The sequence below is a fragment of the Paracoccus sp. NIOT.M2S5SZ12 genome (assembly GCF_057748165.1).
Genome location: NZ_JBYLFR010000011.1, coordinates 99,154 through 125,947, shown reverse-complemented (window position 1 = coordinate 125,947; position 26,794 = coordinate 99,154). Strand labels below are relative to the sequence as shown.

Annotated in this window: 28 protein-coding genes; 18 read left to right on the top strand and 10 right to left on the bottom strand. The window is 71.4% G+C overall.

Annotated features, from left to right (window positions below; all coding sequences use genetic code 11):
* Positions 1–43 precede the first annotated feature (43 nt).
* The 8 genes from purH (at position 44) to AC2SGK_RS11970 (ending at position 9,513) form a co-directional block, all read left to right on the top strand.
* A complete protein-coding gene (gene purH, locus AC2SGK_RS12005; RefSeq protein WP_488323763.1) occupies positions 44–1,630 on the top strand; it encodes a bifunctional phosphoribosylaminoimidazolecarboxamide formyltransferase/IMP cyclohydrolase in 1,587 nt (528 codons plus the stop codon).
* On the top strand, positions 1,630–2,328 hold the full coding sequence (gene lspA, locus AC2SGK_RS12000) for a signal peptidase II (protein WP_488323762.1): 699 nt from the start codon (positions 1,630–1,632) through the stop codon (positions 2,326–2,328). The genes purH and lspA overlap by 1 nt, the downstream gene beginning before the upstream one ends.
* 29 nt (positions 2,329–2,357) lie before the next feature.
* The gene (locus tag AC2SGK_RS11995) at positions 2,358–2,876 is read left to right on the top strand and encodes a DUF3035 domain-containing protein (protein ID WP_488323761.1); all 519 of its coding nucleotides are present in this window, start codon (positions 2,358–2,360) and stop codon (positions 2,874–2,876) included.
* A gap of 4 nt (positions 2,877–2,880) precedes the next feature.
* Positions 2,881–4,110 carry a cytochrome P450 gene (locus AC2SGK_RS11990; RefSeq protein ID WP_488323760.1) on the top strand — a complete coding sequence of 410 codons (1,230 nt, stop codon included), beginning with the start codon at positions 2,881–2,883 and terminating at the stop codon, positions 4,108–4,110.
* 243 nt (positions 4,111–4,353) lie between these two features.
* The gene (locus tag AC2SGK_RS11985; protein ID WP_488323759.1) at positions 4,354–5,814 is read left to right on the top strand and encodes a M16 family metallopeptidase; all 1,461 of its coding nucleotides are present in this window, start codon (positions 4,354–4,356) and stop codon (positions 5,812–5,814) included.
* Positions 5,811–7,130, top strand: a complete 1,320-nt coding sequence (locus AC2SGK_RS11980; protein ID WP_488323758.1) for a M16 family metallopeptidase — start codon at positions 5,811–5,813, stop codon at positions 7,128–7,130. Before AC2SGK_RS11985 ends, AC2SGK_RS11980 begins: the two co-directional genes overlap by 4 nt.
* Before the next feature lie 117 nt (positions 7,131–7,247).
* Positions 7,248–9,074, top strand: coding sequence for a DNA mismatch repair endonuclease MutL (gene mutL / locus AC2SGK_RS11975; RefSeq protein ID WP_488323757.1), 1,827 nt, complete (start codon positions 7,248–7,250; stop codon positions 9,072–9,074).
* A 67-nt stretch (positions 9,075–9,141) separates the two neighbouring features.
* On the top strand, positions 9,142–9,513 hold the full coding sequence (locus AC2SGK_RS11970; RefSeq protein ID WP_488323756.1) for a DUF3775 domain-containing protein: 372 nt from the start codon (positions 9,142–9,144) through the stop codon (positions 9,511–9,513).
* Between the two features lie 33 nt (positions 9,514–9,546).
* Here the strand turns inward: AC2SGK_RS11970 and AC2SGK_RS11965 are convergent, their stop codons facing one another.
* Together AC2SGK_RS11965 and AC2SGK_RS11960 are read right to left on the bottom strand one after the other, a co-directional pair.
* The gene (locus AC2SGK_RS11965; RefSeq protein WP_488323755.1) at positions 9,547–10,752 is read right to left on the bottom strand and encodes a PQQ-dependent sugar dehydrogenase; all 1,206 of its coding nucleotides are present in this window, start codon (positions 10,750–10,752) and stop codon (positions 9,547–9,549) included.
* A gap of 105 nt (positions 10,753–10,857) precedes the next feature.
* A complete protein-coding gene (locus tag AC2SGK_RS11960; RefSeq protein WP_488323754.1) occupies positions 10,858–11,913 on the bottom strand; it encodes a saccharopine dehydrogenase in 1,056 nt (351 codons plus the stop codon).
* Between the two features lie 135 nt (positions 11,914–12,048).
* Here AC2SGK_RS11960 and AC2SGK_RS11955 point away from each other — a divergent pair, with 135 nt between their 5' ends.
* Positions 12,049–12,813: an MBL fold metallo-hydrolase gene (locus tag AC2SGK_RS11955; RefSeq protein WP_488323753.1), complete on the top strand. Its 765-nt coding sequence runs from the start codon at positions 12,049–12,051 to the stop codon at positions 12,811–12,813.
* 1 nt (position 12,814) lies between these two features.
* Here AC2SGK_RS11955 and AC2SGK_RS11950 read toward each other — a convergent pair whose 3' ends face one another.
* From AC2SGK_RS11950 to AC2SGK_RS11940, 3 genes are read right to left on the bottom strand one after another with little or no spacing between them, the layout of a single operon-like run.
* Positions 12,815–13,465, bottom strand: coding sequence for a pseudouridine synthase (locus tag AC2SGK_RS11950; RefSeq protein ID WP_488323752.1), 651 nt, complete (start codon positions 13,463–13,465; stop codon positions 12,815–12,817).
* Positions 13,462–14,088, bottom strand: a complete 627-nt coding sequence (locus AC2SGK_RS11945; protein ID WP_488323751.1) for a LysE family translocator — start codon at positions 14,086–14,088, stop codon at positions 13,462–13,464. Before AC2SGK_RS11945 ends, AC2SGK_RS11950 begins: the two co-directional genes overlap by 4 nt.
* Before the next feature lie 19 nt (positions 14,089–14,107).
* A complete protein-coding gene (locus AC2SGK_RS11940; RefSeq protein WP_488323750.1) occupies positions 14,108–14,560 on the bottom strand; it encodes a GAF domain-containing protein in 453 nt (150 codons plus the stop codon).
* A gap of 140 nt (positions 14,561–14,700) precedes the next feature.
* On the opposite strand from AC2SGK_RS11940, the gene AC2SGK_RS11935 reads away from it, so the two are divergent.
* The 6 genes from AC2SGK_RS11935 to AC2SGK_RS11910 are packed head-to-tail and all read left to right on the top strand — an operon-like array spanning position 14,701 to position 19,430.
* Entirely contained in the window at positions 14,701–16,077 is a 1,377-nt protein-coding gene (locus AC2SGK_RS11935) for a sensor histidine kinase (protein ID WP_488323749.1), read from the top strand.
* A complete protein-coding gene (locus tag AC2SGK_RS11930) occupies positions 16,074–16,700 on the top strand; it encodes a response regulator (RefSeq protein WP_488323748.1) in 627 nt (208 codons plus the stop codon). Before AC2SGK_RS11935 ends, AC2SGK_RS11930 begins: the two co-directional genes overlap by 4 nt.
* 9 nt (positions 16,701–16,709) lie before the next feature.
* Positions 16,710–17,222, top strand: coding sequence for a DUF2478 domain-containing protein (locus AC2SGK_RS11925; RefSeq protein WP_488323747.1), 513 nt, complete (start codon positions 16,710–16,712; stop codon positions 17,220–17,222).
* Positions 17,219–17,503, top strand: a complete 285-nt coding sequence (locus AC2SGK_RS11920) for a sulfurtransferase TusA family protein (protein WP_488323746.1) — start codon at positions 17,219–17,221, stop codon at positions 17,501–17,503. The genes AC2SGK_RS11925 and AC2SGK_RS11920 overlap by 4 nt, the downstream gene beginning before the upstream one ends.
* 7 nt (positions 17,504–17,510) lie before the next feature.
* Complete coding sequence (gene mbfA / locus AC2SGK_RS11915; protein WP_411838183.1) at positions 17,511–18,485, top strand: iron exporter MbfA; 975 nt, start codon at positions 17,511–17,513, stop codon at positions 18,483–18,485.
* A gap of 21 nt (positions 18,486–18,506) precedes the next feature.
* Positions 18,507–19,430, top strand: a complete 924-nt coding sequence (locus AC2SGK_RS11910; RefSeq protein WP_488323745.1) for an AEC family transporter — start codon at positions 18,507–18,509, stop codon at positions 19,428–19,430.
* Here AC2SGK_RS11910 and AC2SGK_RS11905 read toward each other — a convergent pair.
* A complete protein-coding gene (locus AC2SGK_RS11905; RefSeq protein ID WP_488323744.1) occupies positions 19,427–20,710 on the bottom strand; it encodes a 4-aminobutyrate--2-oxoglutarate transaminase in 1,284 nt (427 codons plus the stop codon). The genes AC2SGK_RS11910 and AC2SGK_RS11905 overlap by 4 nt on opposite strands.
* Before the next feature lie 123 nt (positions 20,711–20,833).
* On the opposite strand from AC2SGK_RS11905, the gene AC2SGK_RS11900 reads away from it, so the two are divergent.
* Positions 20,834–21,631 carry a crotonase/enoyl-CoA hydratase family protein gene (locus tag AC2SGK_RS11900; RefSeq protein WP_488323743.1) on the top strand — a complete coding sequence of 266 codons (798 nt, stop codon included), beginning with the start codon at positions 20,834–20,836 and terminating at the stop codon, positions 21,629–21,631.
* A 68-nt stretch (positions 21,632–21,699) separates the two neighbouring features.
* Here the strand turns inward: AC2SGK_RS11900 and AC2SGK_RS11895 are convergent, their stop codons facing one another.
* Genes AC2SGK_RS11895 through dapD form a run of 3 tightly spaced genes read right to left on the bottom strand, consistent with a single transcriptional unit; the run spans position 21,700 to position 23,610 of the window.
* Positions 21,700–22,278 (bottom strand): exopolysaccharide biosynthesis protein, encoded by a 579-nt coding sequence (locus AC2SGK_RS11895; RefSeq protein WP_488323742.1) that lies wholly within the window; start codon positions 22,276–22,278, stop codon positions 21,700–21,702.
* A gap of 55 nt (positions 22,279–22,333) precedes the next feature.
* On the bottom strand, positions 22,334–22,789 hold the full coding sequence (locus AC2SGK_RS11890) for a YaiI/YqxD family protein (protein ID WP_488323741.1): 456 nt from the start codon (positions 22,787–22,789) through the stop codon (positions 22,334–22,336).
* Positions 22,789–23,610, bottom strand: a complete 822-nt coding sequence (gene dapD / locus AC2SGK_RS11885; RefSeq protein WP_488323740.1) for a 2,3,4,5-tetrahydropyridine-2,6-dicarboxylate N-succinyltransferase — start codon at positions 23,608–23,610, stop codon at positions 22,789–22,791. The genes AC2SGK_RS11890 and dapD overlap by 1 nt, the downstream gene beginning before the upstream one ends.
* Positions 23,611–23,717: 107 nt before the next feature.
* On the opposite strand from dapD, the gene AC2SGK_RS11880 reads away from it, so the two are divergent.
* Positions 23,718–24,554, top strand: coding sequence for an LOG family protein (locus tag AC2SGK_RS11880; protein ID WP_488323739.1), 837 nt, complete (start codon positions 23,718–23,720; stop codon positions 24,552–24,554).
* Entirely contained in the window at positions 24,547–25,557 is a 1,011-nt protein-coding gene (gene rsgA, locus AC2SGK_RS11875) for a ribosome small subunit-dependent GTPase A (RefSeq protein ID WP_488323738.1), read from the top strand. The genes AC2SGK_RS11880 and rsgA overlap by 8 nt, the downstream gene beginning before the upstream one ends.
* Before the next feature lie 12 nt (positions 25,558–25,569).
* Here the strand turns inward: rsgA and rlmN are convergent, their stop codons facing one another.
* Positions 25,570–26,754 (bottom strand): dual-specificity RNA methyltransferase RlmN, encoded by a 1,185-nt coding sequence (rlmN, locus tag AC2SGK_RS11870; RefSeq protein ID WP_488323737.1) that lies wholly within the window; start codon positions 26,752–26,754, stop codon positions 25,570–25,572.
* Positions 26,755–26,794: the final 40 nt, after the last annotated feature.

Genomic DNA, 26,794 nt, shown 5'->3' with positions numbered 1-26,794 from the left:
CCGGGAGGGGTAATCGGGCGTCAAACCAGATGACGAGGCCCCCATGTCCGACCCCGTTGCCATCCGGCGCGCCCTGATCTCCGTTTCCGACAAGACCGGCCTGATCGACTTCGCCCGCGCCCTGGACGCGCGCGGCGTGCAGATCCTGTCGACCGGCGGCAGCGCCAAGGCGTTGCGCGATGCGGGCCTGAGCGTCACCGACGTGGCCGATGTCACCGGTTTTCCAGAGATGATGGACGGCCGCGTGAAGACGCTGCACCCGGCGGTGCATGGCGGTCTGCTGGCCCTGCGCGACAATGCCGACCACGTTGCGGCGATGGAGCAGCACGGCATCGGCGCGATCGACCTGCTGGTCGTGAACCTCTATCCCTTCGAGGAGACCGTCGCCAAGGGCGCGGCCCATGACGACTGCATCGAGAACATCGACATCGGCGGCCCGGCGATGATCCGCGCCGCCGCCAAGAACCACGGTTTCGTTACCGTGGTCGTGGACGTTCAGGATTACGACGCGGTCCTGGCCGAACTGGATGCGAATGGCGGCACGACCCTGCCCTTCCGCCAGGGGATGGCGCAGACGGCCTATGCCCGCACCGCCGCCTATGACGCCGCCGTCAGCACCTGGATGGCGGATGCCATCGGCGAGGCCACGCCCCGCCGCCGCGCCTTCGCGGGCACGCTGGCCCAGGGGTTGCGCTATGGCGAGAACCCGCATCAGCAGGCGGCCTTCTATGTCACGGGCGAGGCGCGCCCCGGCGTGGCCACGGCCCAGCAGCACCAGGGCAAGGAGCTGTCCTACAACAACATCAACGATACCGATGCCGCCTTCGAGCTTGTGTCCGAGTTCGACCCGGCGGACGGCCCGGCCTGCGCGATCATCAAGCATGCCAACCCTTGCGGCGCGGCCCAGGGCGGATCGGCGCTGGAAGCCTACAGGCGGGCGTTCGACTGTGACCGCACCTCCGCCTTCGGTGGCATCATCGCGCTGAACCAGCCGCTGGACGGGGCCACCGCCGAGGAGATCGTCAAGATCTTCACCGAGGTCGTCATCGCACCCGATGCCGACGCCGACGCGCGCCGCATCTTTGCCGCCAAGAAGAACCTGCGCCTGCTGACCACGGGCGGTCTGCCCGATCCGCGCGCGGGCGGGCTGACCTTTCGGCAGGTGTCGGGCGGCATGCTGATCCAGGGCCGCGACAACGGCCATGTGGCCCGCGCCGATCTGCGCATCGTGTCCGACCGCCAGCCGTCCGAGCAGGAGCTGGCCGACCTGATGTTCGCCTGGACCGTCGCCAAGCACGTGAAATCCAACGCCATCGTCTATGCCAAGGACCTGGCCACCGTCGGCATCGGCGCGGGCCAGATGAGCCGCGTGGACAGCACCCGCATCGGGCGGCGCAAGTCCGAGGACATGGCCCAGGTCCTGGGCCTGGCCGAGCCGCTGACCAACGGCGCTGCGGTGGCATCCGACGCGTTCTTCCCCTTTGCCGACGGCATCGAGGCCCTGGCCGAGGCCGGTGCGCGCGCGGTGATCCAGCCCGGCGGCTCGATGCGCGACGACGAGGTGATCGCGGCGGCGAACCGCCTTGGGCTGGCGATGGTCCTGACCGGCCAGCGCCACTTCCGCCACTGATGGCCGCGCCCGCGAAACCCGTCGCGGCCCGCAAGGCCCGCCCGGCCCAGCCCCCCGCCCGCAGCGACATGCGGCTGGTCCTCTGGGTCGCGCTGGCGATCTTTCTGGCCGACCAGGCGCTGAAATACTGGGTCGTGCATGTGCTGGCCCTGGACCGGGTGCGGGCCATCGACGTGTTCCCGCCCTGGCTGAACCTGCGCATGGCGTGGAATCAGGGCGTGAACTTCGGGTTGATGGCCTCGGACACCGACATCATGCGGTGGGTGCTGATCGCGGTCGCGCTGGTCATCTGCACCTGGGTCTGGATCTGGGTCTGGCGCGCGAGGCTGGGCCGCTTCGCCCGCGTCGCGGCGGGGCTGCTGATCGGGGGCGCCCTGGGCAACGTGGTGGACCGGGTCCTCTATGGTGCGGTGGCCGATTTCCTGAACATGTCGCTGCCGGGATGGCAGAACCCCTACAGCTTCAACGTGGCCGACATCTCGATCTTTGCGGGCGCCATCGGGCTGGTGCTGATGCCGCAGCCCAAGGGTGCGGCCAAGCCCGCGAAACCCGCCGCGAAGGCCGCGCCCAAGACCGCCGCCCGCCCCGTCCAGCCCAAGCCCGCGGCACCGCCGCCCGCGTCGGTCACGCCGCGCCAGGGCGACCTGTTCGCGCGCCCCGACCAACAGGGTCGTGACGGCGACGGAAAACCGGGCTAGAACGGCGCAAAGGATCAAGGGGGCAGGACATGCGGACAAGCGCGCTGGTGATCGTATTTGCGGCCGCGATGGGCCTCTCCGCCTGTGGCGGCGGCACGCTGAACAACATCAAGGCCGGACAGGTCGGACCGGACGAGTTCGCCATCCTGCCCACGCGCTCGCTGTCCATGCCGCCCGATCTGGCGGTGCTGCCCGCGCCCACGCCGGGCGGTGCGAACATCACCGACCCCAATCCGCATGGCGACGCCGTCGCGGCCCTGGGCGGCAGCCCCGAACGCCTGGCCGATCGCGGCGTGGGTGCGGCGGATCAGGCGCTGGTGGCGCAGGCCGCGCGGACCGGCAGCGATCCGGCCATCCGCCAGCAGTTGGCGATCGAGGACGCGCAATGGCGCGCCCGCAACGGCCGCCGCCCGTTGGAGCGGATCGCGGGGACCCCGGTCTATCAGCGCGCCTATGCGCCGATGGCGCTGGACGGCGCGGCCGAGCAGCGCCGCTGGCAGCGCGCGGGGGCGATCACCTCGACCGCGCCGGCCCCGGCGGCGCGCTGAGACCATGACGACCAATGAGCTGCGGGCCGATTTCGACCCGCTGGCGCCGGGATTCGGCGCCGATCCCTGGCCCGCCTACGACCGGCTGCGCGCCCGGCCCGGCCTGCCCTTCTGGGCCGGATTCGACGGGCATCTGGCCGCGCGGATGGCGGATGTGCGCGCCATCGCGCTGGATCGGCGCATGGTGCGCGACCCGGCGGCCTTTGCCCCGCCCGAGCAGGTACGCGCGATGCAGGTCGCGGGCAATTTCCACGACATGCCGTTTCACGAACGCTTCGTGCAGACCTCGATGCTGGACACGGACGGGCCGGATCACGACCGGCTGCGGCGGGCGGTCTTTCCGTTCTTCACCAAGACCCGGCTGGAGGGGCTGCGCGGCTTTGTCACGGGCTGGGTCGCGGCGGCGCTGGACCGGCTGATCCCGCAGGGGCGGATCGACTTCACCGCCGATCTGGCGGCGCATCTGCCGGGGCAGGTCATCGGCCATCTGATCGGCACCGACCCCGACCTGGCCCCGCAGATGACGAGGTGGTCCGATGACGTCGTGTCCTATTTCGACATCGACCGCACGGCGGCGAAGAAGGCCCGCGCCGAGGAGGCGACGCGCCTGTTCGCCGAGCTGCTGGAGGACCTGCACGCCGAACGCGCGGCGCGGCCCCGCGACGACCTGATGTCGGCGATGATCGAGGCCGAGCGCGCGGGCCTGATGACCCATGACGAACTGATCGCCACCATCATGCAGATCCTGCATGCCGGGCACGGATCGACCATCGACGTTCTGGGGTCGGGGCTGGTCGCGCTGCTGGAGCATCCCGACCAAGCGGCACTGCTGCGGGCCGAGCCGGGGCTGATGCCGCAGGCGGTGCAGGAGATGTTCCGCTTTGCCGCGCCGCTGCCCTTCTTTCACCGCTATGCGTCCGAGGACCTGACGATCTGCGGCCGGGACTGGCCCAAGGGGACGAAGTTCGGGCTGCTCTATGCGGCGGCGAACCGCGACCCGGAGGCCTTCGACGCGCCGGAGCGGTTCGATGTGCGGCGCCGGCCCAACGTGCATCTTGCCTTCGGGACGGGGGTGCATGTCTGTCTGGGCAACAATCTGGCGCGGCTGAACATGGAGGTGCTGTTCACGGCGCTGCTGGACCGCGCGCCGGGGATGGCGAGCGACGGGCCGGTGCGCTGGAAGGCGGGGTTGCAGGCGCACGGGCCGGTCAGTCTGCCGCTGCGGCTGGCCTGACGGCGCGAGGGGCGCCGCGCCGCCCCCCATCGAGGGGGCCGGCGCGGCGGTCGGCCTTGCGGCCTCCGGACCCTCTCTCGGGGCCCGCACAATCGCGCGAGGGCGGCTTGCGCGGCCTGTCGGGGCGGTCCAAGTTGCGGGCAGCAAGAGGAGGTTGCACCACCCATGCGTCACCCCGCATCCTGCCCCCGGCCGTCCGGAAGGGCCCCCGCGCTGGCCGCGCTTCTGGGGCTGAGCACCGCAATGTCCGCCCTGCCCGCCTTGGCGCAGGACGCCCCCGTGCCCGAGGCCGCCACCGTCCCGCCGGATACCGGCGCGGCGATGCCCGAGGGCATCAGCCATTTCACCCTGCCGAACGGTCTGGAGACCGTGGTCATCCAGGACGAGCGCGCGCCCGTCGTCGTCCAGATGGTCTGGTACCGGATCGGCGCCGCCGATGAGGTGCCGGGCAAGTCGGGCATCGCGCATTACCTGGAGCACCTGATGTTCAAGGGCACCGACACCCTGGAGCCCGGCGAGCTGTCCAAGACCGTGACCGCCAATGGCGGCAGCGACAACGCCTTCACCTCATGGGACTTCACGGCCTATTTCCAGCGCATCGCCAGCGACCGCCTGCCCTTGGTGATGGAGATGGAGGCCGACCGCATGGCCAACCTGAACATCCGCGACGAGGACTGGCAGGCCGAACGCCAGGTCGTGCTGGAGGAGCGGGCGCAGCGCGTGGACAGCGACCCGACCGCGCTGTTCATGGAGGAGATGAACGCGATCGTCTATGACAACCACCCCTACGGCCGCCCGATCATCGGCTGGCGCGACGAGATCGAGGCGCTGACCCGCGACGACGCGGTGGCCTGGTACGACGAGCACTACTCTCCGAACGAGGCGGTCCTGGTGATCGCGGGCGACGTCACCCCCGAGGAGGCCCGCGCCCTGGCCGAGGAGCATTACGGCGCCATCCCCGCCAAGGGCGAGGCCGAGCCGCGCCTGCGCCCGCAGGAGCCGCCCAAGCGGACCGAGCGGCGGATCGAGATGTCGGACCCGCGCGTGGCCCAGCCCCGCATGATCCGCACCACCCTGGCCCCCGAGCGCAATCCGGGCGAGCAGGAGCAGGCCGCCGCGCTGAGCGTGCTGGCCGCGCTGCTGGGCGGGTCGTCGCAGACCTCGGTCCTGGCACGGGAGCTGATGCTGCCGGGCAAGGCGCTGTGGGCCGGGGCCAGCTATGACGGGCTGTCGCTGGACGCGACCGAGTTCAGCCTGTCGCTGATCCCCGCGCCGGACGTGACGCCCGAGGAGGCCGAGGCCGCGCTGGACGCGGTGATCGACCGGTTCCTGGCCCAGGGTCCCGGCCCCGAGGCGCTGGAGCGGGTCAAGGTGCAGATCCGCGCCGAAGAGATCTATGGCCGCGATTCGGCCCATGGCCGCGCCTATGACTATGGCCAGGGCCTGTCCACGGGGCTGAGCGTGCAGGACGTGAACGACTGGCCCGCCGTGCTGGACGCGGTCACGGCCGAGGACGTGATGGCCGCCGCGCGGCTGGTGCTGACCGAGGGCGGGGCCGTCACCGGCTGGCTGACCCCGGCCCCGGTCGACACCGCCGCCGCCGCCGATGCGGCGCCCGCGCCCGAGGCCCCCGCGCCCATGGCGCCCGCATCCGAGGCGCCCGCGCCCGAAACCCCCGAGCAGAATCCCGAGGTGCAAGGATGATCCGTGCCGCCATCGCCACCGTCCTGGCCCTGCTGGCCGTGCCCGCGCAGGCCATCGAGATCCAGGACGTCACCTCTCCGGGCGGGATCAAGGCCTGGCTGGTGCAGGACGACAGCATCCCCTTCGTCGCGCTGGACATCCAGTTCCGCGGCGGGGCCAGCATGGACACTCCCGACCGGCGCGGCGCGGTGAACCTGATGTCCGCGCTGCTGGAGGAGGGGGCGGGCAACCGCGACGCCACCGAATTCGCGACCGCGGTCGAGGATTTGGGCGCGCGGCTGTCCTTCTCGGCCAGCGACGACACCCTGTCCGTGGGCTTTCAGGCGCTGAGCGAGAACCGCGACGAGGCCGCGGACCTTCTGGCGCAGGCGCTGACGCAGCCGCGTTTCGACGACGACGCGCTGGCCCGCGTGCGCGCGCAGGTGCAGGCGGTGATCCGGTCCGAGGCGACCGACCCCAACAGCATCGCCGCCAAGGAGATGGCGGCGCAGGCCTGGGGCGATCATCCCTATGCGACCTCGATCAACGGGACGCTGGAGGGGGTCGCGGCCCTGGGCCGGCAGGACCTGGTGGCGGCCAAGAACCGCGTGCTGGCGCGCGACCGGGTGGTCGTGGGCGCGGCGGGCGACATCTCGGCCGAGGAGCTGGGGCTGCTGCTGGACCGCATCCTGGGCGGGCTGCCGGAACAGGCGACCGCGCCCCTGCCGGAACCCGCGCCGCTGCAGCTGACCGGCGGCGTCACGGTGATCGATTGGGACAGCCCGCAGACGGTCGTGGCATTCGCCGGGCCGGGGCTGGCCATCGACGATCCGGACTATTTCGCGGCGGTCGTGGCGAACCACATCCTGGGCGGCGGCGGCTTCAGCTCGCGGCTGATGGAGGAGATCCGCGAGAAGCGCGGCCTGACCTATGGCGTGGGCACCGCGCTGGCCACCGGGCTTTACGGGCAGAGCTGGCAGGGCGGCATGGCCGGATCGAACGCCACCACGGCCGAGGCGATGGCGCTGATCCGCGCGGAATGGGCGCGCATGGCCGAAGGCGTGACCGAGGCCGAGCTGACCGCGGCCAAGACCTATCTGACCGGGGAATATCCACTGCGCTTTGACGGGAACGGGCGCATCGCGTCGATCCTGGCGGGGATGCAGCTGATCGGATTTCCCATCGACTACATTGACACGCGCAACGCCAAGGTCGAGGCGGTCACGGCCGAGGACGTGACCCGCGTGGCCCGACGCCTGCTGGACCCCGAGGCGCTGCGCTTTGTCCTGGTCGGGCGGCCCGAGGGGGTCGAGGGAGACACGCCCGTCACGAACTGATCCCCCCGGACCGGGGGACCGCGCGCCGCGCCCCGGTGGGGCGCGGCGCGGTCGCGACCGACGGCAGGCCCCGCGAATCTCTGGCCAGGGCGGGGCGCATTTGCTAGATATCGCGGAATGAACACCCACAGCCCCAAGATACGGCCCGTGATCCGCCAGCTGGATGAGGCCACCGCCAACCGCATCGCGGCGGGCGAGGTGGTCGAGCGTCCCGCATCGGCCGTCAAGGAGCTGGTCGAGAACGCGCTGGACGCAGGCGCCACCCGCATCGACATCGCCATCGAGGAGGGCGGCAAGCGCCTGATCCGCGTCACCGATGACGGCTGCGGCATGCTGCCCGAGGACCTGCCGCTGGCTCTGTCGCGCCATGCGACCAGCAAGATCGACGGGTCGGACCTGCTGGCCATCACCAGCTTCGGCTTTCGCGGCGAGGCGCTGCCCTCGCTTGGCGCGGTCGGGCGGCTGACCATCACCTCGCGCGTGGCGGGGGCCGATGCGGCGGTGATCGCGGTGACCGGGGGCCGGCAGGCGCCGGTCCGCCCGGCGGCGGGCAATCCGGGCACCGTGGTCGAGCTGCGCGACCTGTTCTTTGCCACGCCCGCGCGGCTCAAGTTCCTGCGCACCGACCGGGCCGAGACGCAGGCCGTGGCGGACACGCTGCGCCGCCTGGCCATGGCCGCCCCGCATGTGGGCTTTGCCCTGACCGCCGACGGGCGCGAGATCCTGCGCGCGGATGCCGAACAGGGCGACCTGTTCGGCGCGCTCAAGGCGCGGCTGATGCGGATGATGGGGCCGGACTTCGTCGATAACGCCCTGCCCATCGACGCGCTGCGCGACGACATCGCGCTGAGCGGCTTCGCCGCGCTGCCCACCTATTCGCGGGGCGCGGCGGTGGCCCAGCACCTGTTCGTGAACGGCAGGCCGGTGCGCGACAAGCTGCTGACCGGGGCGCTCCGGGCGGGCTACATGGATGTGCTGGCCTCGGGGCGGCACCCGGCGGCGGTGCTGTTCCTGGAATGCGACCCGCAGCTGGTGGACGTGAACGTGCACCCGGCCAAGGCCGAGGTGCGGTTCCGCGACCCGCAGGCCGCGCGCGGCCTGATCGTCAGCGCGCTGCGTCATGCGATGGCGGGGGCGGGGCATCGCGCCTCGGGGACGGTCGGGGCGGCGACGCTGGCGGCCTTCCGGCCCGAACCTGCGACGGCGCCGCAGCCCGCGCGCCGGCCGAGCCTGGCCTGGCAGCCCGACCGCCCATCGGCGGCGGCCCTCGCGGCGGGCCATGTCGCGCAGATGCCGGGCTTTGCCGAGACCCCCTCGGCGCGGCTGGAGGCGGAACCCGCGACCGAGACCGCCCCGACCGACGCGCCCCTGGGCGCCGCGCGGGCGCAGATCCACGAGAACTACATCATCGCCCAGACTGCCGACGGGCTGGTCATCGTCGATCAGCACGCCGCCCACGAACGGCTGGTCTATGAGCGGCTCAAGGCGCAGGCCGCCGCGTCGGGCATCCCGTCCCAGGCCCTGCTGATCCCCGAGATCGTGGAGCTGGCCCCGGCCGAGGCCGCCCGCATCCTGGCGCTGGCCCCCGATCTGGCGCGGCTTGGCCTGGGGATCGAGCCCTTCGGTCCGGGCGCGGTGGCGCTGCGCGAGGTGCCCGCGATGCTGGCGCGGCTGGACGGCCGGGCGCTGATCCGCGACATCCTGGACGATCTGGACGACCAGGGCGCATCGGACCGGTTGCAGGCGCGCATCGACGCGGTCCTGTCGTCGATGGCCTGCCACGGATCGGTCCGCTCGGGCCGCCGCATGACCGCGGAGGAGATGAACGCCCTTCTGCGCGAGATGGAGCGCACGCCCAGGTCTGGCCAGTGCAACCACGGCCGCCCCACCTGGGTGCGGTTGGCGCTGAGCGACATCGAACGGCTGTTCGGGCGGCGCGACTGACGGCCGCGCCCCGCTTGACCGCGCGCCGCGCCCGGCCGATGCTGGCGCGCGCAACCGGAGACATGCCATGCTGCCGATCGCCTTGGACAAGATCGCCCATATCATCATCCAGGCCCGCGACCATGACAGCGGGGTGAACCCTTGGGCGCATCAGGGGGGCGGGCGCCAGCACGGCACGCGCCACGCGCTGCACGACTTCATCGCCGACCTGAACGAAGACGAACAGGCCGCGCTGGTCGCAATCATGTGGATCGGACGCGACAGCTTCGAGCCAGAGGAGCTGGATGAGGCGATGCGCACCGCCCGCGCCGAGCGCACGGTGCCGACCGAGGATTACCTGATGGGAGAGCCCCGGCTGGCCGATCTGCTGGAGGCCGGGTTGGAGGCCCTGGGCATTCCGCCCGAGGCCGCGGAGGACGATCTGCACCGTCCCGTGTGACGGATCGGGCGGCCGCAGCCGCCCGGCCCGCGGTCAGCCCTGCGGGGTGATGCGGATCAGCTGGCCGTTCTCTTCGTCGGTGATGACATAGATGGCGCCGTCCTGGCCCACCTCGACCTCGCGCACGCGACCGATGCCTTGGGCGTGGCGGTCCTCTCCCATGACCCGGTTCTCCTGGATGTCCAGCCGGATGATGTCCGCCGATTGCAGACCGCCCAGCAGCGCGTGCCCCTGCCATTCGGGGAACAGCTCGCCCTCATAGAAGGTCATGCCGCTCAGCGCGGGCGAGGGGTCCCAGTAATAGACGGGCTGTTCGGTCCCCTCGACCTGGGTCTGGCCCATCTCGGCGCCGCTGTAATCGGTGCCGTAGGTGGCCAGCGGCCAGCCGTAGTTCCGGCCGCCCTCGATCGCGTTCAGCTCGTCCCCGCCCTTGGGCCCGTGCTCGTTCATCCACAGCTGCCCGTCGGGAGCCATGGCCGCGCCCTGGATGTTGCGATGGCCCATCGACCAGATCTCGGGCAGCGCGCCCTCGATCCCCGCGCCGGCGGGGCTGCCATCCATCGCGTCGATGCGGATGATCTTGCCAAGGGTGGCCTGCGGGTCCTGCGCATACTGGCGCGGTTCGGGGTCGCTGCGCTCTCCCAGGCCCACGAAGATGTGGCCCTCGCCGTCATGCACGATGCGCGCGCCGAAATGCTTGGTCGAGGCCCAGGCCGGCTGCTGCTGCCAGATGCGCTGCACCTCGGTCATGGTGGTGCCGTCCTGGGACAGCACGCCGGTCGCGACGGCGGTGGCGTTGGTGCCGTCGCCCCGCGGTTCGGCATAGGTCCACCAGACGCGGCGGGTCTGGGCGAAATCCTCGGCGACCGACACGTCGTGCAGGCCGCCCTGATCGCGGGCATCGACCTCGGGCAGGCCCTCGATCGGCTCGGACAGGGTGCCGTTGCCGTCATAGATGCGCATCCGGCCCGGCCGTTCGGTGATCAGCCACTGCCCGCCGGGCAGTTCGGCCAGGCCCCAGGGATGCTCCAGCCCCTCGATCAGCACGCGCTGCGTCAGGGCGACGTTGCCCGAGGTCAGCTCGGGCGCGCGGGTCTGACCCTTGAAGGCGGGTTCCTGGTCATAGGCGGCGCCGTTCGGGGCGGCGGCGTTGAAATCCTGTGCCACGGCCATGGTCGACAGCAGTCCGGCGGCGGCAAGGGTCGTCAGGCTCGTGGTCGTGCGATGGGCGCGGCGCATCAGGGGGGTCCTCCGGAACAGATGAATGCGCGGGTCAATCCGCGCGCCCCGGTTGCGTTCCCGGCCGTCCCGTCACGATGGTGTCAGCCGCGCGTGAACGCCCGCCTAGAGCCGCGCCAGATGCTGGCGATAGAGCGCCTCGGCCCGGCCCCAGGCCCCCTCCTGCGGCGCATCCAGCGCCTCCAGCACGGGCAGCAGCTGGGCCGCGTAATCCTCGCTGCTCTCGCGCGGCAGCATCGAGGGCAGGTTGTCGATCGCCATCACGTCCAGCACCGGGTCCTCGGCCACGCGCAGGACCGGCGCCTGCCAGTCGGTGGTGCGGTCATAGACCTTGATCGGGGAGAAATCGCTGGTCGGGTCGCAGGCCACGTCGCCGATCACGCCGAGGGTGCGGCCCGGACCGACGGCCTCGGGCGCGACAAAAACCGGCGCGCCGGGATGGGCCAGGATCGCGTTGATCAGGACGTCGTGCAGCAGGATCTCGGGGAACGGGCCGCCATGGGCAGTCTCGGCCATGTCCCAGCACGTGACGCGGACCCCCATCGCGGTCAGCAGGTCCGACGCGCCCGTGCCAACGCGGCCCTTGGCGCCGATGACGATGGCCCGGGGCCGCGGGCGGCCCGTGGCATCCATGCGCGCGCGCAGGTCGTCCTGCATCATGTGGCGGTCGGGATAGGCCCGGACCGGCGGGCAGATCCCGCCCGACTGCTGCGCGGCCCAGGCCATCAGCGACACCGCCGCTCCCGCATAGCCCGCCCAATAGCCGAAGGCCGCCAGCCGCCGCCCGGTCTCGTCCGTCAGGTATTCCAAGTCCAGAAGCGTCCCGCCCCCGTCGCGGAACCGGCCCAGCAGCACCTGCCCGGCGGGCTGGCCCTTGAAGGCGTGGCCGAACATGATGTGGCGGTGGGTCAGGGGCGTGCCGTCCTCAGGCAGCTCCTTGAGGCCGAAGACGATCGCATCGGCCGGGGCGCCGGGCCAGCTGCCCTCGGGCACGATCTCCGCACCGGCGGCGGCGTAATCCTCGGTGGGAATGACGCGACGGGCGCTGTCCTCGACCGTGACGCGCATGCCGCGCGCGATCAGGCGGCGGACCCCGTCCGGGGTGATGCCCACCCGATCCTCGTTCGGGCGGCTCTCCGCCCTGACCCACAGATGTGTCATCCCAACCTCCGACCGATCCCCGACACCCAAGGCTTAGGTCACGCGGCATTCCGCCGCAAGCCGCGCCCGGAACTCTGCGCCCCCCCGCCGGTTCCGCCCCGTCGATCCGAAATCCCGACAGCAACAGGAGGCACCATGCTGCTGACCCGTCGAACCGGCCTGACCCTGGCCGCAACCCTCGCGGCCACCACCGCCCTTCCCGCACATGCCCAGGACAGCGAGTTCCGCCACGAGGTCGAGGGCGGCGAGGTGGTGATCCATCCCGTCGATCACGCCAGCATGGTGCTGGAGACCCCCGCCGGGGTGATCTATATCGATCCCGTGGGCGGGGCCGAGGCCTATGCCGAGTTGCCCGCGCCCGACCTGATCCTGATCACGCACGAACATGGCGACCATTACGACCAGCCCACGCTGGACGCCCTGCCCGAGGTGCCGGTGATCGCCAATCCCGCCGTCGCGGGCATGCTGCCCGAGCCCATGGCCGGGCGCACCACCGCGATGGAGAACGGCGACACCGGAGAGGCCCTGGGGCTGCCGGTCGAGGCGATCCCCGCCTACAACACGACCGAGGACCGCCTGCAGAACCATCCGCAGGGCCGCGACAACGGCTATGTGCTGACCGTCGGGGGGTCGCGGTTCCTGATCGCCGGCGATACCGAGGACACGCCCGAACTGCGCGCAATGACCGACATCGACGTGGCCTTCGTGCCGATGAACCTGCCCTACACCATGTCGGTAGAACAGGCGGCCGAGGCCGTCGCGGCCTTCGCCCCCGCCGTCGTCTATCCCTATCACCACCGCGGCAGCGACCTGGAGGAGTTCACCCGCCTGCTGGAGGAGAGCGGCGCCCAGACCGAGGTCGTGATCGCGCCGTGGTACCCCGAGGGCGAGGGGTCCTGACCTAGAACGGCACCTTGGCCGAGAACCCGCTCTGCACCCCGCTGTCGGGGTGGCGGAACCGCAGGCTCTCGGCATGCAGCATCAGGCGGGGGTGGTCGGCGGCCGCCCCCGTCGCGTACAGCGGATCGCCCAGGATCGGGTGGCCCAGGGAGGCCATGTGGACGCGCAGCTGATGGCTTCGCCCGGTCACCGGCATCAGCCGCACGCGGGTCTCGTCATCGGTGGCGCGCACCACGCGCCAGTCGGTCTGGGCGGGACGCCCCTCGGCATGGTCCACCTTCTGGCGCGGCCGGTTCGGCCAGTCGACGATCAGCGGCAGATCGACCCGGCCCGTCGCAGGCTCCAGCCGTCCGGCCAGCCGCGCGACATAGACCTTGCGGGTCTGCCGCTCCTCGAACTGCCTGGACAGGTGGCGCTGCGCATGGGGCGTCAGGGCAAAGACCATGACCCCTGACGTGTCCAGATCCAGCCGATGCACCAGCAGCACGGTCGGAAAGGCGCCGCGCAGCCGCGCGATCAGGCAGTCGGCCCGATCCTCGCCGCGCCCGGGCACAGACAGCAGACCCGCCTGCTTGTCCACGACCAAGACCTGGTCGTCGGCATGCAGGATCACCGGCGCATCGGGCGGCGGCGCATAGACGAAATCGCTCATTTCCAGACGAGGCGGACCGCCAGCCCCGCGAACATCACGGCTGCGACCTTGTTGACCAGCCCCAGCCGCCTGCCGATCACCGCCCCGGCCAGCCCGCCGACGATGCCGTAGCCCATCGTGACCAGCGTCCCGGTGAACGCGAAGATCAGCCCCAGCCCTAGGATCTGCTGCCAGACCGGCCCCCAGGCCGGGTTGGTGAACTGCGGCAGGAAGGCCAGCAGGAACAACACCGGCTTGGGGTTCAGCGCATTGGACAGGAACCCCCGCCGGATGATGTTCCAGACACGCACGCTGCCCCGCGCGGACGGGTCCACGTCTCCCGACCGCCAGCTCTTCCAGGCCAGCCACAGCAGATAGGCCGCACCCGCATACTTGATCGCGCGCAGCGCCTCGGGATGGGCCGCGACGATCGCGCCCAGACCCACGGTGGCCAGCGCCACATGCATCAGCACGCCTAGGCCCACGCCAAACCCCGCCCAGGCCCCGGCCCGCGGCCCGCCCTGGATGCCGCAGGCGCTGGCAAAGAACACGTCCTGCCCGGGCGCGAAGTTCAGGACCAGCCCGCCCGCGATGAAGGCCGTCAGCTGTCCCGCGGGAATGTTCGCCAGCGTCTCCCAGATCATCGCGCGTCCCCGCCCTTGCTCACAGCCGCCCGAAGACGTCGGCCAGGATGGCCGTCAGCGCGTCGGCATCGCGCTGATCGAAGGCGTCGGGCCGGTCGCTGTCGATGTCCAGAACCCCGATCAGCCGCCCATCCGCGCCCATCACCGGCAGCACGATCTCGGACCGGGTGCTGCTGGAGCAGGCGATATGGCCGGGAAAGGCCTCGACATCGGGGACGATCTGCACCCCGCGCGTGCGCGCCGCGGCGCCGCAGACCCCGCGCGCAAAGGGGATGACCAGACAGCCATGCCCGCCTTGATAGGGGCCGATCTTCAACAACTCGGGCGCCACCACGCGATAGAACCCGGTCCAGTCGAATCGGTCGTCGGAATGATGCAGTTCGCAGGCCACGGTGGCCATCAGCGCGACCTCGTCGGTCTCGCCCTCGCACAGGGCCCGGATGCGGGCCGCCAGATCGTCGTAATCGCTCATGCGCCAATCCTTACGCGCGCCCATCGCGACAGGAAAGCCCGCCCCCTTCTTCTTCAGAAAAATATCCCGGGGGGAGTCCGCAGGACGGGGGGCAGCGCCCCCCATTGCCTCGGCCGGCGTCCGGGGCCACTGTCGCGGCCATGACCCTGCGCGCCCGCATCCTGATCGTGATCCTGATCGTCCAGACGGCCCTGATCGCCGCCCTGGCGGCGGGCAGCCTGGACCGGCTGCGCCGCGACATCGCGACCGAGACCCAGATGGGCGCCGAGACCGCGCGCAGCCTGGTCTTGGCCACGATCGGCACGATGCAGGGGGCGGTGCCGCCCGACCGGATCATGGCGCTGCTGCCCGAACGGCTGACCCAACCCCGCCACGCGCGCATCACCATCCTGGACGTGCTGGACGGCCGCGCCCGCCCGCCCGCAGGGCCGCCCGCCACCGCGGCGCCGGCACCGGCATGGTTCACCGCCCTCGTCGCCCCCGCCCCGCAGGAGATCCGCCTGCCGGTGGTGGTGGCGGGCCGGCCGCGGGGCCTCGTGCTGATCGCGGGCGATCCGGGCCAGGAGATCGCGCGCGCCTGGCGTGACATGCGCGACCTGATGGCGCTGGCCCTTGCGGCGGCGCTGGTCCAGGCGGGGCTGATCGCAGCGGCGCTGGCGCAGGCGCTGCGGCCCGTGGGCACCATCGCCGTGCGCCTGTCGGACATGGCGCGCGGCGCGCTGGAGCCCGCCATCGGCCCCCTGCCCCAGCCCGACCTGGCGCCGCTGGCCGCCCATGCCGACGCCCTGGCCCGCACCTTGGCGCAGGCCCGCGACGAACGGCACCGGCTGCAGGCGCAGATCGTCGCGCGGGCCGATGCCGAACGCCAGGCCATCGCCCGCGACCTGCATGACGAGATGGGCCCCTGCCTCTTCGGCCTGCGGGTTGAGGCCGACGCGCTCCGCCATTCCCCCGACCCGGCCGCCGTGCAGGCCGCCGCCCAGATCGCGGCCATCGCCGATCAGATCGCCCGCGTGAACCGCGCCCTGCTGGACGACCTGCGCCCGATGGCGGTGGGGCAGCTACCGCTGGCCACGGTGCTGGGCGACTATGTGGACGACCTGAACCGCCGCTTTCCCGACACGCGCTTCGAGCTCGATGTCGCGGCGGGCCTGCCAGAACCGGACGAATCGACCGCCCTGACGCTGTTCCGCATCCTGCAGGAGGGCACGACCAACGCGCTGCGCCATGCCGGGGCGGGCCATGTCGCGATCCGGCTCTGGACCGATCCGGCGCAGTGGCGCATGATCCTGACCGACGATGGCGGCGGAATACCGGCCGACCGCCCGGAGGGGACCGGGCTGACCGGCATGCGCGAACGCATCACGCTGCTGGGGGGCACGCTGACGGTCGGGCCCGCCTGCCGCACCACCGGGCGGGGCACCCGGCTGGAGGCCGCCCTGCCCCGCCCGCCGCAGATGCCGCCGGAGCCGGACCCCGCCGGACCCGGCCCCGACAAGGACTGGACAACCCCGTGACGAAACGCGCCCTGGTCATCGACGACCACCCGATCACCCATCTGGGCGCCAGCCGCCTGCTGCGAGAGCTGGGCTACGACCCGGTCGGCCAGGCCATGAGCGGCGAGGAGGCGATGGAACAGCTGTCCCGCGACGCGGCGCCCGACCTGATCGTCCTGGACCTGAACCTGCCCGGCACCGGCGGGATCGAGCTGATCGCGCCGCTGCGCGAGGCCGCGCCCGAGGCGCGCATCCTGGTCTTCTCCATGAACGACCAGACGGGCTTTGCGGCCCGCGCCCTTCAGGCGGGGGCGCAGGGCTTCCTGTCCAAGAACGCCCCGCCATCCGATTTCCGCGACGCCGTCCGGCAGCTGGAGGCGGACGAGTTCTACCTGTCGCCCAAGCAGGCCCTGGCGCTGGCCACGCTGCGCGCGGGCGCGGCAGGCGACCCCCTGGGCGCGCTGTCGGACCGCGAACGCCAGGTGCTGGCGCTGATCGGGCAGGGCCACGGGCTGCAGGCCATCGCGGATCAGCTGGGCGTCAGCTACAAGACCGCGGCGAACACCTCCTCGGCGCTGAAGAAGAAGCTGGGGGTGGACGGAATCAACGGGTTGATGAAATTCGCGCTGGACAGCGGCGTGTAGGGGGGCGGGATGCTGGCTTGGTTCACCATGGATGCGGAGGCGCCCCCCGGTGCCGCCGACCGCGTGCTGGAGCGGCTGGCCCGCGACCTTGGCGCGCGGGGCCTGCCCGTGGCCGGCGCGGTGCAGCGCAACATCGATCTGGGCCCCGACCGCCCCTGCGACATGGAGATGGTGGTGCTGGGTTCCGACCTGCCGCCGCTGCGCATCTCTCAGTCGCTCGGGCCGGGGGCCGAGGGGTGCCGCCTGGACACGGGCGCGCTGGAGATGGCGGTCGCGCGCACCGCGCCGCACCTGCCGGGCGCGGGGTTGGTCATCATCCCCAAGTTCGGCCGTCAGGAAGCCGCGGGGCGCGGCTTTCGCGACCTGATCGGCCAGGCCCTGGGCGACGGGCAGGCGGTCGTCCTCTATGTCCCGCGCCAGCAGCAGGCGGCCTTCCTGGAGTTCGCGGGCGACCTGGCCTGCCGCGTCGCGCCCGCGGACCTGACCGGCTGGTGCCTGGACCGATTCGCCGCCGTGCCATGACCGGGACGCCCGTCGTCATCGATGCGCGCGACCTGCTGTGCCCGCTGCCGGTGCTGCGGCTGCGCAAGGTGCTGGCGGCGCTGCCCGCGGGGGCGCTGTGCCGCCTGATCGCGACCGATCGCATGGCGATGGTCGATGTGCCGCATTTCTGCGAGGCCGCGGGCCATGCCATGGTGCGTCTGGACGATCCGGGCGACGGCACGCTGGACTTCACCATCCGCAAGGGCAGCCCTGCCCCGGCGGATGGCGGCGGGCCCGCCCCATCCGGGGACGCAGACTGACATGACGATGCCCTTCCTTTCCGCGCGCAAGCGCCTGTCGGAACTGACCGAGCAGGAGATCGTGGCCCTGGCCATCGCCTCCGAGGAGGACGACGCCCGCATCTATCGCCACTGGGCGGCCTTCCTGCGCCGCGACTATCCGGCCAGCGCCGCCGTCTTCGACGCCATGAGCGCCGAGGAGGACACCCACCGCCGCCTGCTCCTCGAGGTGCATCAGCGCCGATGGGGCGAGGCGATCCCGGTGATCCGGCGAGAGCATGTCGCGGGCTATCTGACCCGCCGCCCCGCCTGGATGATGGAGACGCTGTCGCTGGAGACGATCCGCGCCGAGGCCGCCGGGATGGAGCGCGACGCCGCCGACTTCTATGCCCATGCCGCCCAGGTCAGCCAGGATGCCGGCACGCGCAAGCTGCTGGGCGACCTGGCCGCCGCCGAACGCGGCCACGAGAACCGCGCCCACGAGCTGTCCGAGGCGCTGCTGCCCGCCGATGCCCGCGCCGAGGAGGATGCCGTCGCCCATCGCGACTTTGTCCTGACCTGGGTGCAGCCGGGCCTGGCGGGGCTGATGGACGGCAGCGTCTCGACCCTGGCGCCGATCTTTGCCGTGGCCTTTGCCACGCAGGACCCCTGGACGACCTTCCTGGTTGGCGCCGCCGCCAGCATCGGCGCGGGCATCAGCATGGGCTTCACCGAGGCTGCCTCCGACGACGGGGTCGTGTCGGGACGCGGATCGCCGCTCAAGCGCGGCCTGTCGTCGGGGGTGATGACCACCGTGGGCGGGATGGGACACGCTTTGCCCTATCTGATCCCCGATTTCTGGACCGCGACCACCATCGCCATCCTGGTCGTCTTCGTCGAGCTGTGGGCCATCGCCTGGATCCAGAACCGCTGGATGCAGACGCCCTTCTGGCGCGCGACCTTGCAAGTCGTGGTGGGCGGTGGTCTGGTGCTGGCCGTGGGGGTGCTGATCGGATCGGGCTGACGGCCCCCGCCCGGGGGCCAGATGACCGATATCCTGCTCAAGACCCTGCCATTCTTCGCCCTGATCGGGCTGGGATGGGTCGCCGCGGCCACGCGGTTCTTTCCCGCCCAGGGCGCGGCCTGGCTGACGAAGTTCGTGTTCTATTTCGCGCTGTCGGCGATGCTGTTCCGCTTTGCGGCGGGGGTCGATCTGGGCCAACTGTTCGATCTGCGCTTCGTGCTGGCCTATCTGTCGGGATCATCCGCGGTCTGGGCCATGGGCCTGTGGGTCGCGCGCCGCCGCGGCCTGGGCCTGGCCGAGGCCGCGATGGAGGCACAGTGCTGCATGACCGGCAATACCGGCTTTCTGGGCGTGCCGATGCTGGTCGTGCTGCTGGGGCCGGCGGCGATCGGGCCGGTGCTGATGGTGCTGATCATCGACATGCTGGTCTTTTCCACGCTGATCACGCTCATCGTGCATGCCTCGCGCAACGGCGGGGTGGGCGTGGCCGCCATCCGGCCAGTGCTGCGCGGAATCGCCGCCAACCCGATGATCCTGGCGATGGTCGCGGGGCTTGGCTGGGGCGGGCTGGGCCTGCCCATGCCCGGCCCCCTGGACGAGTTCCTGTCGATCCTGGGGGCGGCCGCCACGCCCGGCGCGCTGTTCGCGATCGGTGCCAGCCTGGCGGGGCGCAGCCTGGCGCGGCTGGCGCCCTCGGCCTGGCTGTCGGGGGCCAAGCTGGTCCTGCACCCGGCCGCGGTGGGTCTGGCCGCGTGGGGGTTCGGCGTTGATCCGGTGTCGGCGGGGGTCATGGTGGTCGCGGCGGGCCTGCCGGTGGCGGGCAACGTCTATATCCTGGCGCAGCATTTCGGGCTGGCGCAGCAGCGGGTGTCGACCGCGATCCTGATCTCGACCGCGGCCAGCATCCTGACCATCCCCGCGCTGATGGTGCTGATCGGCGCCTAGGCCCGCGCGGCCAGCATCGCCTCCTCCAGGATGTCCAGCGCCTGCGCGAACTGGTCGTCCGGGATGGTCAGCGGCGCCAGGAAGCGGATCACGTTGCCATGCACCCCGCAGGTCAGCAGCAGAAGCCCCCGCGCCAGCGCCTGTTCGCGAACCCGCGCGGTCAGGGCGGCGTCCGGCCCGTCCGGGCCGATGAACTCGGCCGCGACCATGAAGCCCGGCCCGCGGATGTCGGCCAGTTCCGGCATCCGCGACCGGATCGCCTCCAGCCGCGCCTTCAGTGTCGCGCCAAGGCGGTCGGCGCGTTCGCACAGGCCTTCCTCCGCGATCACGTCCAGCACCGCCAGGCCCGCCGCGATCCCCAAGGGGTTGCCGCCATAGGTGCCGCCCAGGCCCCCCGGCTCGGCCGCGTCCATGATCTCGGCCCGGCCCGTCACGGCGGCGATGGGCAGCCCGCCGCCCAGCCCCTTGGCCATGGTCACCAGATCGGCCGCGACGCCGTGATGCTCCATCGCGAACAGGCGGCCGGTGCGGGCAAAGCCGGTCTGCACCTCGTCGGCGATCATCAGAATGCCATGCCGGTCGCACAGCGCGCGGATTGCCCGCACGAAATCGGTGGGCGCGGGATAGAAGCCCCCCTCGCCCTGCACCGGCTCGAAGACGATGGCGGCGACGCGGGCGGGGTCCAGGTCGGCCTTGAACAGCTTGTCGATGGCGGCCAGGCTGTCCTCGGTCGTGACCCCGTGCAGCGGGCAGGGGAAGGGCGCGTGAAAGACGTCGGGCATCATGCCGCCGAAGCCCTTCTTGTAGGGCACCACCTTGCCGGTCAGCGTCATCCCCATGAAGGTCCGCCCGTGGAACGCGCCGGTGAAGGCGATGACCGCATCGCGTCTCGTGGCCGCGCGGGCGATCTTGACCGCGTTCTCGCAGGCCTCGGCCCCGGTGGTGACAAAGATCGTCTTCTTGGCGAAATCGCCGGGGGTGGCGTCGTTCAGACGCTCGGCCAGACGGACGTAATTCTCATAGGGCAGGACCTGGTGGCAGGTATGGGTGAAGGCGTCCAGCTGCGCGCGCACGGCCTCGATCACGCGGGGGTGGCGATGGCCGGTGTTCACGACCGCGATGCCGGCGGCGAAATCGATCAGGCGGTTGCCCTCGATGTCGGTGACGGTCGCGTTCTCGGCATGGGCCGCGAAATGGTCGGTCATCACGCCCACGCCGCGCGCCATGGCGGCGCGGCGGCGGGTGGCGGTGGCGGCATTGGTCGGGGTCAGGTCCTTCATGGTTCATCCCTCCCTGGATGGCGCCCTCAGCCTAGCGCCTGCCGCCGATGGGTCAAGTTCGGCTCGACGGCGGCTGCGGGCCGCGCTAACCCGGCCTGCGATGCAACGGGAGGAGAACCGGACATGCGCGACATCGCGGATCTGAGGCTGTCGAACATCCTGCTGGCGGTGGATGACGAGGGCATCGCCCGCGTCACCCTGAACCGCCCGGCCAAGCGCAACGCGCTGGACCTGGCCACCATCGAGGAGCTGATCGACATCTTCACCACCCTGCCGCGCGCGGGCGTGCGCGCCGCGATCCTGGACGCGGCGGGCGATCACTTCTGCGCCGGGCTGGACCTGGTGGAACATCACCGCGAGGATCGCAGCGCCGCCGACTTCATGCAGGTCTGCCTGCGCTGGCACGATGCGTTCAACCGGATGGAATATGGCGGCGTTCCGGTCATTGCCGTCCTGCATGGGGCGGTCGTGGGCGGCGGCCTGGAACTGGCCAGCGCCGCGCATATCCGCGTGGCGGGGCCCGGCACCTATTTCGGCCTGCCCGAGGGGCAGCGTGGCCTGTTCACCGGCGGCGGCGCGACGATCCGCGTGGCCGACCTGATGGGCAAGGCGCGAATGATCGACATGATGCTGACCGGCCGGCTCTATCGCGGGGACGAGGCCGTGTCGGTGGGCCTCTGCCAGTACATGGTCGAGGACCCGGCCGCCCACGCCCTGCAGATCGCGCGCCGGGCGGCGCAGAACCCGCCGCTGTCGAACTTCGCCATCTGCTCGGCCATCAGCCACATGCAGAACATGAGTGCGCTGGACGCCGCCTATGCCGAATCGGCGGTGGCCGGCGTGGTGAACACCCAGGCCGCGGCCCGCGACCGCCTGGCGGCCTTTGCCGGCGGGACGGCCGACAAGATCAAGCCCGCCTGAGACACGCGCCACGCCGCAACGCGGCGGCGGGCGGGCGGGGCTCGATGCCCCGCCCGCCCGCTCCCGGCTCAGGGCATCAGGGTCAGCACCAGCGCCACCACCCCGCCGATCGCCGCAAAGCCCAGCAGCACGAACATTCCGTCCCGCGCCAGCAGGCCGAAGGCCAGCAGGCTGACCACCACGCCCATCAGCGACGAGGTGAACGGGATGAACTCCAACAGCGGCATCACCAGCCCGCAGCCCAGGCAGATCGCCTGCACCACCCACCGCATCGGGCGGCGCACCAGGGGCGTCAGGCGCTCGTGGCTGACCCGGTCGAGGAACCGCGCGGGTGTCTCCATCCAGTCCAGCGCCTTGCGCAGCCTGGCCCCCGCCACCTCGCGCCGCGACAGGAACCCCGGCAGCCAGACATGGTCCCGCCCCATCAGCATCTGCGCCGCGATCAGCGCGATCAGCATCCCGCAGATGCTGGAGAACAGCGGAATCCCCGACAAGGGCGACACCACCGCCAGCGCCGGGATCATCAGGTTGGGCGGCAGCGAATCCTGCCCCAGGGATTCGACGATCTCGCCGACGCTGACCCGCTCGCCGTTGGCACCTTCGCGTACACGGCCGATCAGATCAGTGATGACGGTGTCGTCGCTCATCGCAGTCTCCTGTTTCTCGGAGGGCCAACGCGCCGGGGCGCGGCGGGGTCCCTGATCAGCCCGCGCGCCGCGCCGCCACCAGCAGCCGGTCCAGCGCCTGCAGGAATCGCGCCCGGTCGGCCTTGCCGAAGGCCGCGCCGCCGCCCTGCCGGAACGGGTCCGCCGCGCGCAGGTCGGCCATCAGGTCGCGCGTGGCCAGGCGCGGGCCGATGTTGCGCGCGTCCAGCACCTCTCCGGCATGGGTCAGCACCGCGGCCCCCGCCTTGATGCAGCGATCCGCCAGCGGCAGATCGCCCGTCACCACGACGTCGCCCGGACCGCAGCTGTCGGCGATCCACTTGTCAGCCTCGTCCGGCCCCGCCGCCACGATCTGCAGCCGGACCAGCGGATGCGTGGGCATCCTCAGGCCGCCGTTGCAGACCAGCACCATCGGCACACCCATGCGGACGGCCACCCGCTCGGCCTCGGCCTTGACCGGGCAGGCATCCGCATCGATGTAGAGCGTGGTCATCAGTCGCGCAGCAGCTCGTTGATCGAGGTCTTGGACCGCGTCTTGGCGTCCACCCGCTTGACGATCACCGCGCAATAGAGGTTGACGCCGTTCTTCGACGGCATGGTGCCCGCGACGACGACCGATCCGGCCGGAACCTCGCCATACATGACCTCGCCGGTCTCGCGGTCGACGATCTTGGTGGACTGGCCGATATAGACGCCCATGCCCAGGACCGAGCCCTCGCGCACGATGCAGCCCTCGACCACCTCGGACCGCGCGCCGATGAAGCAGTCATCCTCGATGATCGTCGGCCCCGCCTGCAGCGGCTCCAGCACGCCGCCGATGCCCACGCCGCCCGACAGGTGGACGTTCCTGCCGATCTGCGCGCAGGAGCCGACCGTGGCCCAGGTGTCCACCATCGTCCCCTCGCCCACATGGGCGCCCAGGTTGACGAAGGAGGGCATCAGCACCGCGCCCTTGCCGATGAATGCCGACCGGCGCACCACCGCGCCCGGCACGGCGCGGAACCCCGCCCGGCGCCAGTCGTCCTGGCTCCAGCCCAGGAACTTGGACGGCACCTTGTCCCACCAGTTGGTGCCCTGCGGGCCGCCCGCCATCTCTTCCATGTCGTTCAGGCGGAAGGACAGCAGCACGGCCTTCTTGGCCCATTGGTTCACATGCCAGTCGGCGTCGCGCTTCTCGGCCACGCGCAGGCTGCCGCTGTCCAGCCGGTGCAGCGTTTCGCGCACGGCCTCGCGGGCGGGGCCCTGGGTGTCGGAGGTGATCTCGGCGCGGGCCTCCCACGCGGTTTCGATGGCTTGTTCCAGGTCTTGGGTCATCTTGGCCTCTTGCTGCTGTCGCGTCCGGGTGGAAACTGTCGGCCTTGGGCTATAAGCACCAAGGAGGGTCCGCGCAATCCGCGCATGCCCCAAGTCCAGAGGCCCGAATGACCGAACTGCCCGACCAGGACCGCAGCCATCCCCTGCCCGACAGCAGCCGCGACGCGGCGCGGGTCCGCCATGTGCCCGACACGCCCCAGACCCGCGCGCCCTCCTATCAGCTGGCCTTCACCGACCGCGACTTCCTGCTGCGCGAGGAGCTGCGCCCGGTCCGGCTGCAGCTGGAGCTGCTGAAGCCGCAGATGATCATGGACGAACACGGCATCGCCTCGACCGTGGTGATGTTCGGCGGCGCGCGCATCCCGGCGCCCGACGGCGCGCCGCGCGACGCGCGCAGCCCGGCCCTGGCGGAACTTTCGGCCTTCTACACCGAGGCGCGCGACTTCGCCCGCAAGGTCACCGAACGCAGCCTGGCCCAAGGCGGGACCGAGCTGGTCGTCTGCACCGGCGGCGGCCCCGGCGTGATGGAGGCGGGCAATCTGGGCGCGCATGAGGCCGGCGGCCGGTCCATCGGCTTGGGCATCGTGCTGCCGCACGAGCAGGCACCGAACCCCTATGTCACGCCGGACCTGTGCTTCAACTTCCACTATTTCGCGATCCGCAAGATGCACTTCCTGATGCGCGCCCGCGCCATCACGGTGTTCCCCGGCGGCTTCGGCACCTTGGACGAGTTGTTCGAGGCGCTGACCCTGATCCAGACCGGTCGCATGGTGCGCATCCCGGTGATCCTGTTCGGGGCCGCGTTCTGGGACGGAATCATCAACTGGCAGGCGCTGGCGCGGGCGGGCACGATCAGCCCCGCCGACCTGGACCTGATCCGCTATGTCGAGACAGCCGAGGAGGCGCTGGCCGTCATGGACGCCTGGCCCGCCGCCGATGCCTGACGCCGCGCTGGCCGATCTGGGCTGGCAGCCCTTCTTCGCCGATCAGTGCGGGGCCGATGACGCGGGGCTGGCGCCCATGCGCGTGGCCTCGGTCCACCGCACGCGGCTGATGGCCGAGACCGGGTCGGGGCAGGTCCGGCTGGACCTGCCGCTGAACGGCACGACGGCGGATTACGCGGTGGGGGACTGGGTGCTGGTCCATCCCGACACCCGCGTGGTGGCGCGGGGGCTGGAGCGGCTGTCGCTGCTCCGGCGCCGGACGGAGGGGGCGCATGTCCGCCAGCTGATCGCGGCCAATGTGGACGTGCTGTTCATCGTCACCTCGTGCAACGACGACTTCAACCCCGCGCGGCTGGAGCGCTATCTGGCGCTTGCCAACGAGGCCGAGACGCATCCCGTCATCGTGCTGACCAAGATCGACAAGATCGACGACCCGGCCCCGTGGCTCGGGCGCGCCCGCGCCCTGCAGCGCGACCTGGAGGTCGTGGCGCTGAACGCGAAATCGGCCGTTGCCGCCGCCGTGCTGGCGCCCTGGTGCGGGCCGGGCCGGACGGTGGCGCTGGTCGGATCGTCGGGAGTGGGCAAGTCGACGCTCCTGAACACCCTGTCGGGCCGCGACGCGCAGGCCACCGGCGCGATCCGCGAATCGGACGCCAAGGGGCGGCACACGACCACGGCGCGCTCGCTGCATCCGGTCGCGGGCGGGGGCTGGGTCATCGACACGCCGGGGATGCGCACGCTGCATGTCAGCGACCTGTCCGCCGGGCTGGATCAGCTGTTCGCCGAGATCACCGAGCTGGCCCCCCTGTGCCGGTTCCGCGACTGCACCCATGCGCATGAGCCGGGCTGTGCCGTGCAGGCCGCCGTCGCCGCGGGCACCCTGTCGGCCGAGCGCGTCGAACGCTGGCGCAAGCTGGCCGAGGAGAACCGCGCCAACACCCCCGTCCAGACCGGGCCGCGCGGCAACCGCACGACCCTGCCCCGCGGCGGCAGGCGCCGCTGAGGACAGACGCCGTCAGGCGGTCTCGGCCTCGATCTGGGCACGCGTCTTGCGGCCGCGTTCGGTCGCGGATTTCAGCTGGCCGCAGGCGGCCATGATGTCCTCGCCGCGCGGGGTGCGGATGGGGCTGGCATAGCCCGCCTTGTAGATGATGTCGGCGAAGGCATGGATTCGGTTGTTGCTGGACCGCTTGTAGGGCGCGCCGGGCCATTCGTTGAACGGGATCAGGTTGATCTTGGCCGGGATGCCCTCGATCAGCCTGACCAGGCGATGCGCGTCCTCGTCGCTGTCGTTCACGCCCGCCAGCATCACGTATTCGAACGTGATCCGCTCGCTGTTGGTCAGGCGCGGGTAGTCGCGCAGCGCCTCCAGCAGGGTCTCGATGTTCCAGCGCTTGTTGATCGGCACCAGCCGGTCGCGGACCTCGTCGGTCGTGGCGTGGAAGCTGACGGCCAGCAGGCAGCCGATCTCGCGCGCGGTGCGGGCGATCTCGGGGACGACGCCGCTGGTGGACAGGGTGATCCGGCGGCGCGACAGGGACAGGCCCTCGCCGTCCATCACCACCTTCATCGCGTCGCGGACGTTGTCGAAATTGTACAGCGGCTCGCCCATGCCCATCAGGACGATGTTGCTGACCAGCCGCGTCTCGTCCTTGGGCGCGCCCTGGACGGGCCATTCGCCCAGATCGTCGCGCGCCAGCATCAGCTGGCCCACGATCTCTCCGGCGGTCAGGTTGCGCACCAGCTTCTGCGTGCCGGTGTGGCAGAAGGAGCAGGTCAGCGTGCAGCCCACCTGGCTGCTGATGCACAGCGTGCCGCGGCCCTCCTCGGGGATGTAAACGACCTCGACCTCATGGCCGCCGGCGATGCGGACCAGATACTTGCGGGTGCCGTCGCTGCTGACCTGGCGGGTCACCATCTCGGGCAGGACGATCTCGAAATGCTCGGCCAGAAGGGCGCGATAGTCCTTGGCAAGGTTGGTCATCTGCGCGAAATCGCGCACGCCCCAGTGATAGACCCACTGCCAGACCTGCCCGAGGCGCATCTTGGCCTGCTTCTCGGGCGTGCCCGCGGCGATCAGCGCGTCGCGCAGCTGCTCGCGCGTCAGGCCGACGATGTTCGTCCGCCCGGTCTGGGGCAGCTTGCGCGGCAGGGTCAGGACATCCTGCGTGATCGGCGCGGACGGGGTCTGATCGGTCATGGAATCACCGGCCTTGGGCTGGGGCATGGAAGGGGATCGG